This window comes from Eubacterium sp. AM05-23 (assembly GCF_003477535.1).
GTDB classification, from domain to species: domain Bacteria; phylum Bacillota; class Clostridia; order Eubacteriales; family Eubacteriaceae; genus Eubacterium; species Eubacterium maltosivorans.
The window spans coordinates 1-7,143 of sequence record NZ_QUDF01000010.1; the positions used below are offsets into that span (position 1 = coordinate 1).

The 7,143-nt window shown below is 44.9% G+C and carries 13 protein-coding genes; 1 reads left to right on the forward strand and 12 read right to left on the reverse strand.

The genetic code is table 11. The annotated features are described in order from the left end of the window. Positions 1-159 precede the first annotated feature (159 nt). The 12 genes from DW091_RS13985 to DW091_RS14035 form a co-directional block, all read right to left on the reverse strand. Positions 160-567 (reverse strand): DUF3846 domain-containing protein, encoded by a 408-nt coding sequence (locus DW091_RS13985; protein WP_058695870.1) that lies wholly within the window; start codon positions 565-567, stop codon positions 160-162. A 6-nt stretch (positions 568-573) separates the two neighbouring features. Further along, positions 574-1,020, reverse strand: a complete 447-nt coding sequence (locus tag DW091_RS13990; RefSeq protein ID WP_082669384.1) for a DUF3846 domain-containing protein — start codon at positions 1,018-1,020, stop codon at positions 574-576. Next, a complete protein-coding gene (locus DW091_RS20160) occupies positions 1,001-1,162 on the reverse strand; it encodes a hypothetical protein (RefSeq protein ID WP_158501399.1) in 162 nt (53 codons plus the stop codon). The genes DW091_RS13990 and DW091_RS20160 overlap by 20 nt, the downstream gene beginning before the upstream one ends. A gap of 119 nt (positions 1,163-1,281) precedes the next feature. Next, positions 1,282-2,289 (reverse strand): antirestriction protein ArdA, encoded by a 1,008-nt coding sequence (locus tag DW091_RS13995; protein ID WP_082669385.1) that lies wholly within the window; start codon positions 2,287-2,289, stop codon positions 1,282-1,284. A gap of 23 nt (positions 2,290-2,312) precedes the next feature. Further along, positions 2,313-2,732, reverse strand: coding sequence for a hypothetical protein (locus tag DW091_RS14000; RefSeq protein ID WP_144432353.1), 420 nt, complete (start codon positions 2,730-2,732; stop codon positions 2,313-2,315). Beyond that, positions 2,719-3,276, reverse strand: coding sequence for a YodL domain-containing protein (locus DW091_RS14005; protein WP_058695872.1), 558 nt, complete (start codon positions 3,274-3,276; stop codon positions 2,719-2,721). The genes DW091_RS14000 and DW091_RS14005 overlap by 14 nt, the downstream gene beginning before the upstream one ends. Beyond that, positions 3,251-3,514 (reverse strand): hypothetical protein, encoded by a 264-nt coding sequence (locus DW091_RS14010; RefSeq protein ID WP_058695873.1) that lies wholly within the window; start codon positions 3,512-3,514, stop codon positions 3,251-3,253. The genes DW091_RS14005 and DW091_RS14010 overlap by 26 nt, the downstream gene beginning before the upstream one ends. 11 nt (positions 3,515-3,525) lie before the next feature. Beyond that, positions 3,526-3,813: a hypothetical protein gene (locus DW091_RS14015; RefSeq protein ID WP_058695874.1), complete on the reverse strand. Its 288-nt coding sequence runs from the start codon at positions 3,811-3,813 to the stop codon at positions 3,526-3,528. After that, complete coding sequence (locus DW091_RS14020; RefSeq protein WP_058695875.1) at positions 3,806-4,072, reverse strand: hypothetical protein; 267 nt, start codon at positions 4,070-4,072, stop codon at positions 3,806-3,808. The genes DW091_RS14015 and DW091_RS14020 overlap by 8 nt, the downstream gene beginning before the upstream one ends. Further along, positions 4,072-4,653 (reverse strand): hypothetical protein, encoded by a 582-nt coding sequence (locus DW091_RS14025; RefSeq protein WP_058695876.1) that lies wholly within the window; start codon positions 4,651-4,653, stop codon positions 4,072-4,074. Before DW091_RS14025 ends, DW091_RS14020 begins: the two co-directional genes overlap by 1 nt. A 54-nt stretch (positions 4,654-4,707) precedes the next feature. Further along, positions 4,708-5,634, reverse strand: a complete 927-nt coding sequence (locus DW091_RS14030) for a ParB/RepB/Spo0J family partition protein (RefSeq protein WP_058695877.1) — start codon at positions 5,632-5,634, stop codon at positions 4,708-4,710. After that, positions 5,588-6,415: an AAA family ATPase gene (locus DW091_RS14035; protein ID WP_058695878.1), complete on the reverse strand. Its 828-nt coding sequence runs from the start codon at positions 6,413-6,415 to the stop codon at positions 5,588-5,590. The genes DW091_RS14030 and DW091_RS14035 overlap by 47 nt, the downstream gene beginning before the upstream one ends. Positions 6,416-6,685: 270 nt before the next feature. On the opposite strand from DW091_RS14035, the gene DW091_RS14040 reads away from it, so the two are divergent. Then, a complete protein-coding gene (locus tag DW091_RS14040) occupies positions 6,686-7,117 on the forward strand; it encodes a hypothetical protein (protein ID WP_096919214.1) in 432 nt (143 codons plus the stop codon). Positions 7,118-7,143: the final 26 nt, after the last annotated feature.

Sequence of the window (7,143 nt, forward strand, 5' to 3'; positions counted from 1 at the left end):
GGGTTTGGGGACGGAGTCACCAACAAGAGACTGTGTTTTGACACAGTCTGGGGAACGCCCCAACAAGCGAAAAAGGTGAGCTGCCTGGAGGGCGGCTATCCTTTTTCAGTGCTTGCTGGGACAGTCTCACGTCGCAAGGCTCCCCTGCTTTCAATTTAGTTACCGCTCATAATATTTGATTTTCGGCATCAATGGCACGACGACAATCTCTCGGTTTACACGGCAAAACCGTTCAGGAAACTTGTATTCTTCGGCATATTTTTGGATTTGTTCGGGGGTAAGACTGGAAAAACCTTTTCGGTCATTCCGCGTGTTGCAGATAAAAAAGTCCCCGGCAATGATGTCAATAAGTTCACTGTTATCAATAAAGATGCCACGGTTCATCGGCAGACCGTTTATCTTTCCTTCATCGTTGCAGATAATCACTGCATCATCATCCGTTGGTAATGCATACCTTTCAATGTTGCCGCCTACGAGTTTTTGCATGGATTTCAAGTTATTGGGAATGGTAACTGCCCGCGGGGACTCCCCAGCTCGGATATATAAGACATTGATTGTTCGCTTCATTTTCAGTTACCGCTCATAATCCCTGCGTTTATCCTTTATCGGGACAGCGACAATCCCTTGATTAAGGCGTATAAACTGTTCAGGATATTTGAATTGCTCAGAAAATTTTTCGATTTGTTTTGGGCTTAAGCTTGTAAAATCCTCGCTGTCCCCCGGGGCGTTACAAAGAAAAAAATCGCCTGCAATGATCTCAACAAGCCGCTTTTTTTCATCAAAAATGCCCCGGTTCAGGGGCAGACCATTGATCTTTCCTTCCTCATTACAGATGATCACTGCGTCGTCATCGGTTGGAATATAATACATTTCAATATATCCATCCACCAATTTCTGCTTGGCTTCAAGGGTATTTTCAATGGTCATTTCCTGTGGCCGCTCCCCGGCCCGGATCATCAGGATGGTGATCTCATCCTTCTTACCGGTTATTTCATTTTGATTAATGGTATTGTTTTCCATGGTCGTTTCCTTTCCCGTCGGCGGTTTCTGACGGCTCGCTTACATCCACAATGAGGGGTGACGAGGGGATGATCAATGTAATCTCCACGTCCTCCCCCTCATAAAGTTTCATCAATTCGTTCAGGTTAATGGCTGTACTCATGTGTTTTTCTCCTTGGTTTTTTGAAAACTTCTTTTATTGGCCGTGAGTTCGATGGATTCGTTCAGGGCATCACCACCTTTCTGAAATAAAAAAAGCAGAATCCCTCAATGACATTCCGCTTACCGTTCCATGGTATCCCGGTGTTTCTCTTTTTCTGGAAATACGATTTTTCGCCGCACATCGCCATTGTATTTTTCAGGATGTTCCAGTTGATCCATATATTTTTCAATCTGTTTTGGGGTGAGGTCTTTGACTTTAAGGGCTTCAAAATCCCAGTTGCACAATAGAAAATCCCCACAAACGCTGATCTTGGCATGTTCCGCTGCGTCAAAAAGGGCGTGGTTGGGAATCCGTTTATCCTCTTTTTGAGTAACAATAAGGGTTTCATCCGACAGGGGATAAGCGCAAACGGTCCCTTCAATGACACTCTCGATGCCTTCCAGACTATTTTCAATGCGGATTTTTTCAGGGGGCTGTCCGATGCGTACCATCAGGGCATCCACATCTCTTGGCTCTGGAAAAGACGTGATGTGGTATTCTTCGGGAATCTCATGACCATCGAAAAAGGGATAAAAGCCTGCTCCAGTTTCGCACACATAGCTGCCGTTAATATAGCTGCCGCAATCATTCAGCCGCGCGTCCCGTCCATATGCGTCATAGGCGATATAGTTACTCAGCCCGTCCGGTACTTCCAAAAATGCACCGCACTCATTAATATAATATTCCCCCAGTGCATAGTCATTGTCGATGTCCTGAACGATGTCGTAGCAATCCAGATTTTGAGTCAAGTTGATTAAATCCACGATGCTTGACGTGTAGTCGCCTTCTTCCACAGCGATTTCATATTTTTTCATTTCTTCCTCGGTCAGTTCATCAAGGCAGGACGCGAAATAATTCAGAGCATCCAGATTTTCATACTCACCCAGACAATCGCCCAGGCCGCTGACCTCTGTTTCATAATCGGTGATAAAGTATTCCTCATATCGCTTTCCATCTATGCCGATCCGCTCAAAAAGGGCCTGTACTTCCTCAGTGGTGGCGGGTAAAGCTAAGGACTCTCCCACCAGATAACCCTCGTTGTAGCGGCCTAAGTTCGTCACATAGGCATTAATCACACCCTCGTACATGTTGGTTTTCCTCCTTCTTTCTTTTACCGCGCATCGGTTTTCCGCCGGATCGGGTCTTTATCCAGCTTTCTCTTGATCCGCTGCGCGGTTTTAATATAGTCCTCCAATGTTTTAATAGAGCCCTTTTCAAGCCGCGCATCCATGCGATCCATAACGCGGTAGTCCCCGGTACAGTAGTAAGCCCGGCAGGCGGTGTTGACTTCCATGAGGGAATGACGGCAGGTAATCAAGGATGAAAGCTGCTGTCCTTCTGGACTGTCGGGCAGGTACTGGATATTGATTTCCGGATCATCCGGATAAATTTCATCCATGGACTTTCTGATGCCCATATCGTATAAAGCCCATTTGATGGTGTCGTGTGGGTACCAGAGCTTGGTTAAAAGCTGCTTGCCACCGTATGTAATGCGTGCATTGAGCAATACTATCACCTCATTTGTTTTCAATTTTAAAGGAAAAGCCGGGGATCTCTGGATACCCTGCCATGTCCACATAATAGGCAATGTGATGACCCTTTCGGTCGAAAAGGATAATATCACCTAAGGATAAAGGTCTTATTTTATCTTTAAAGGGACGGTTTTCCCGGTTGTGAATCCAATAAATATCTTCCTGATTTATGTTTTGAGCTAAAACAGCCTGATAAACCGGGCGATAATTTTCAGGATTAATCCGGTCTTTCGCTTCCTCGTAAGTGCAGAAAGCATAATCCACCCTCAATCGGTTTTGCATCTGATAAATGCTGTAATAGTCTAACTGGTCATCCGCTTGTGGCCTTTCTGGAACATAGAGAACGGCACTTTCTTCCATCTGCTTTGCATATTCATGGATATGGAAAATGCGCTCACCAATTTTTGCATGGTAGGGATCAATGTAGTAACAGCGCTTTTTCTCTTTCGAGCCATCCATGGATTTTTCAATAATCCGGCTGCCGTCGGGCAGATAAAAAAGGTCAAAATACCGCGCATCAATAAACCGTATTTTCTTGGTCATTTGCTTTTGCTCCTTCCTCTTTTTTCTTTTCTCTTTCCTCTGTGGTGCCTAAATAGGTGACAACTTTGCCTGCTTTAACGCTTTTTTGCAGTTCGTCGAACTGGACAAGTTCGGAGACCGACACGCCGGGCAACGCCAGCATTTCAGTCATGGTCATGCCCGCAATGGCCTTTTCGGTGTTATAGCCCGCTTCAATCAGACGGGTTAAAGCTCTGAAACCTTTGGTATTTTTAGCCATGGCACTGCTCCTTACGGCTCATCCTTGAAACGTCCGCGAACAAAATTGCCGTTGGCATCATAGTTATCTGGATTCGCGGCGGGTGATGACCATCCAAACAAAGAACCGCCGACCATGGCAGCGGTCTGAGCCTTGGTGATCCCAGCCTTTCGGTTGGCCCGCTCTGCAATGGCACGGTTTGTTAACATATCCGGTGTGGAAAGCTCAGATGGGAAATAGCCTTTTTCATTTTTCTTAATGGTGACAAGCTCCCCGGTGGAGAGTAAGGTGTTATAGCACTGTTCTGGTAATTTATTCATTTTCGGCCTGCTCCTTTCGCGGTTTTCGCATTTCTTTATTTCTTTGTATTTTTAATTCTTTGAGTGCCCGGCGGCACAAATCTTCAACGGCTTCCTGACGATGGTTTTTATAATGTCCATAATCGTATCCCTGCCCTTCGGTTTTCTTCCAAACCACATAGGGATAGGGCAGGCTTTCGCTGTGTCCGATGACGAAAGCGGTATTCCCGACTTGGATGCTGTCGGTGATCTGATAGCCTTTGTTTTCATGTTTTTCCATCAGCGTGTTTCTCCTTTTCGGTTTTCATCATTTTTTTCAAGTTGACAGACCACTTCTTTGGCCCAATCCGGCTGATATTCAGACTTGAGCACACCCAGAATGTCCCCGTAAAAACAGCACATCTCCCGGCCATCATAAAGCCGTCTGAACACCATACTGTTTTTGGAAGGGGTTTGATCCGCTATCACATAGCCAATTTGTTTCGGGCCAATGCGATCTTCTGGCCGAAACCGCATGGGATCAATGGCAACCATCTGACCACGGATGCCTGTATTCTCCTGATAAGGAACACACATTTCCCGGGTAATAGCATCTAACGGCACATCCATTTCCTGTTGTTCCTCCCGCACTTTATCAATTTGACACTGTACCCGCTTTATGAACAGTTCCATCATTTCCAGATAACTGCCGATTTGGATTTCTGAATAAGCATCCTCCAATAACAAAGGTTCATAATAGCCGCACAAGAACGCTGTTGGCTTATTATCTAAGCGACTTTCTCCAAAAATAACCATACGCCCTTGAATATCAATGACCTGTGTGATCTGATAATCTTCGTACATCCAATCTGTTTCTAACATTTTCGTTCCTCCTTTGAACGTAAATGGGCGGCATCTCTGCCACCCTGAATCCTGTTACCGCTCCATCTGCTTCTGGCGTTTCTGATACATCTCCAACGCCTTAATGATGGTATCTTCAATTTTTTTGTCGGTGGTTCCTTTCCTGAAATACTTGCTGATCTTCTCTTTCTGAATTTTGATGGTTTCCTTCTGGTTGGGCTTGACCTCTTTCATGATGGATAAAATGACGTTGTTCGTGAGTTTCCCTTCCTTGGAGAACTGTTTCAGCTTCGTGGACTGTGCCAATGAAGGGGTACACTCCTCGCTTTCCATCACCTCTAAAAGCTGTTTTTGCTCGGCAGTCTTCAGATAGGACAGTTCTACCGCGGGCCGGAACGCGATTCTCCCCTCATCCACCATGTCCAAAATGGGGGAATCCAGTTCGGTTAAGCGGATATAACGCTGAATCTGTCTACCGCTATCACCAGATTCTTTACCAACAATTTCAGCACTCTCAGACTTTCCGACCACTGGTCGGGAAGTTTCGTCCATCTTTTTTCCCTGATGTTTTAAGGCCTCCAATTTCATTTTATATGCGTAAGCCTTCTCAGATGGCAATATATTCTCTCTTTGCAGATTAGAATCCACCATCAAAATGGTTGCTTCATCATCCGTCAGATTTCGGACAATACAGGGGATCGCCGTCTTTTCTGCAATCTCAGAAGCCATTTTTCTTCGATGGCCGGATACCATCTCGTATCCCCCGCCTTCTTTTGGTCTTACCAAAGCGGGTGACAGTACGCCGTATTCTTTGATGCTTTCGACCATGTCCTGCATGGCTTCATCCATCTGGAGCTTAAAGGGATGGTCTGGAAAGCTTGAAATTTCCTCAATGGGAATTTCCATAACTTTTTCAAGTCCATCATTCTGTCTTTCCGCATCGGTTTTAAACAGGTCATCGGCACTGGGCAGCGGCATGTTTATCTTTTTGTTTACTGCCATGGTTAATTACCTCCTTCGTCAAAGCTTTGTAGGCTTCACAGATTTTTGTTCCCTTGTCGTAGGTGTAAATGCTTTTGGCCGCCGCACTGGTTTCTGCTGCCTTTGTAGCGCGTGGAATGGCATTGCGAAAAATATAAAGCTGTTTTCCGTACTGCTCATGGAGTGCTTCGGCCACCTCTTTGGTCATGTTGGTGTTTATATCGGCCATGGTAATGAGTGCACCTTCAACTTTTAAATTGGGGTTGATCTGACGCTTAACCTTGTTGATGGATTGGATCAGCTGGGTCATCCCATTAAGGGCCAGATACTGGGCCTGTACGGGAATGATGATGCTGTCCGCCGCAGCCATGGCGTTAATCGACAGGATACCCAGGCTTGGCATGGTGTCGATAAGGATATAGTCATAGTCTTTCTTGATGTCCTGTAGACACATGCGCAGTACGGATTCCCGGTTCATAGCCACCAGTAGTGACATCTCCATGCCTGCGAGATCTAAATCCGCGGGGATTAAATCGACGTTTTCCAGGTGGTGCAGGATCACCGCCTTGGGGTCAATGGGCTGGTCAGCGACAATGCCCTGCATCATGGTAGTCAACGTCGCTTCAAGTCCATAGTGATCGTACCATCCGAGGGAAGTGGTTAAATCGCCTTGTGGATCACTGTCCACCAGAAGCACTTTCTTTCCTTCATTTGCTAGTCCAACACCGAGGTTTACCGTGACGTTGGTCTTGCCGACGCCACCTTTTTGATTCGAGATTGTGATGACTTTGGTTTTTGCCATAATTGGTACCTCCTCAATAAAAAAAGCCGCTCAATGATTTTTGAGCGGCGGGCCGTAATAAAAAAGAGAATGCTGGTTGCGTATTCCCGTTTTTGTCTGTAAATGCTATTAAAAAATTGATCTGTTCGTGTCTGCTTTTTTTTAGGCTTTATTTTTCTCCTTCTGCATACAGCCTTGAATTGTACGCCAAATTCGTACGTTTGCTTCTTTTGCTTTTCTTTACATTTTTTAGTATAATGTTCTTATTCTTGTAAACAAGTGAGGCGGCATATGGTTGATTTCAACAAAATGATAAAAGTAGGTGAATATCTACCAGAATTTAACCTTGTCACACAGTCCAATTTACCATGCGGGCCGATTTACCAGTCAAAGGGACTTCGCGTTCATATTGAAAAAAGGCATCCCGATTGTCTCGCCTACTTGCCCCATATTTCTGAAATGCTTGAGTTTCCGGATTATATTGGTAAAAATCCAAAAGAGCCCAACAGCATTGAAATTGTAAAACATTATGATGCTAACATTATGGTTGCAATTAAACTTGATCTGAAAAATGATTATCTGTTCATTGCTTCTTTGTATGCCATCAGTGATGGAAAGCTAAAAAAACATTTAAACAGTGGTCGACTTAAACCTGTCTGCTCTTTATCCCTAGACCTTGACGCCTCCTTTGAAAAGCCTTATAATGAGAGTATAAAAGAATAAAGGGTACATAGATTATACCAGCAGGT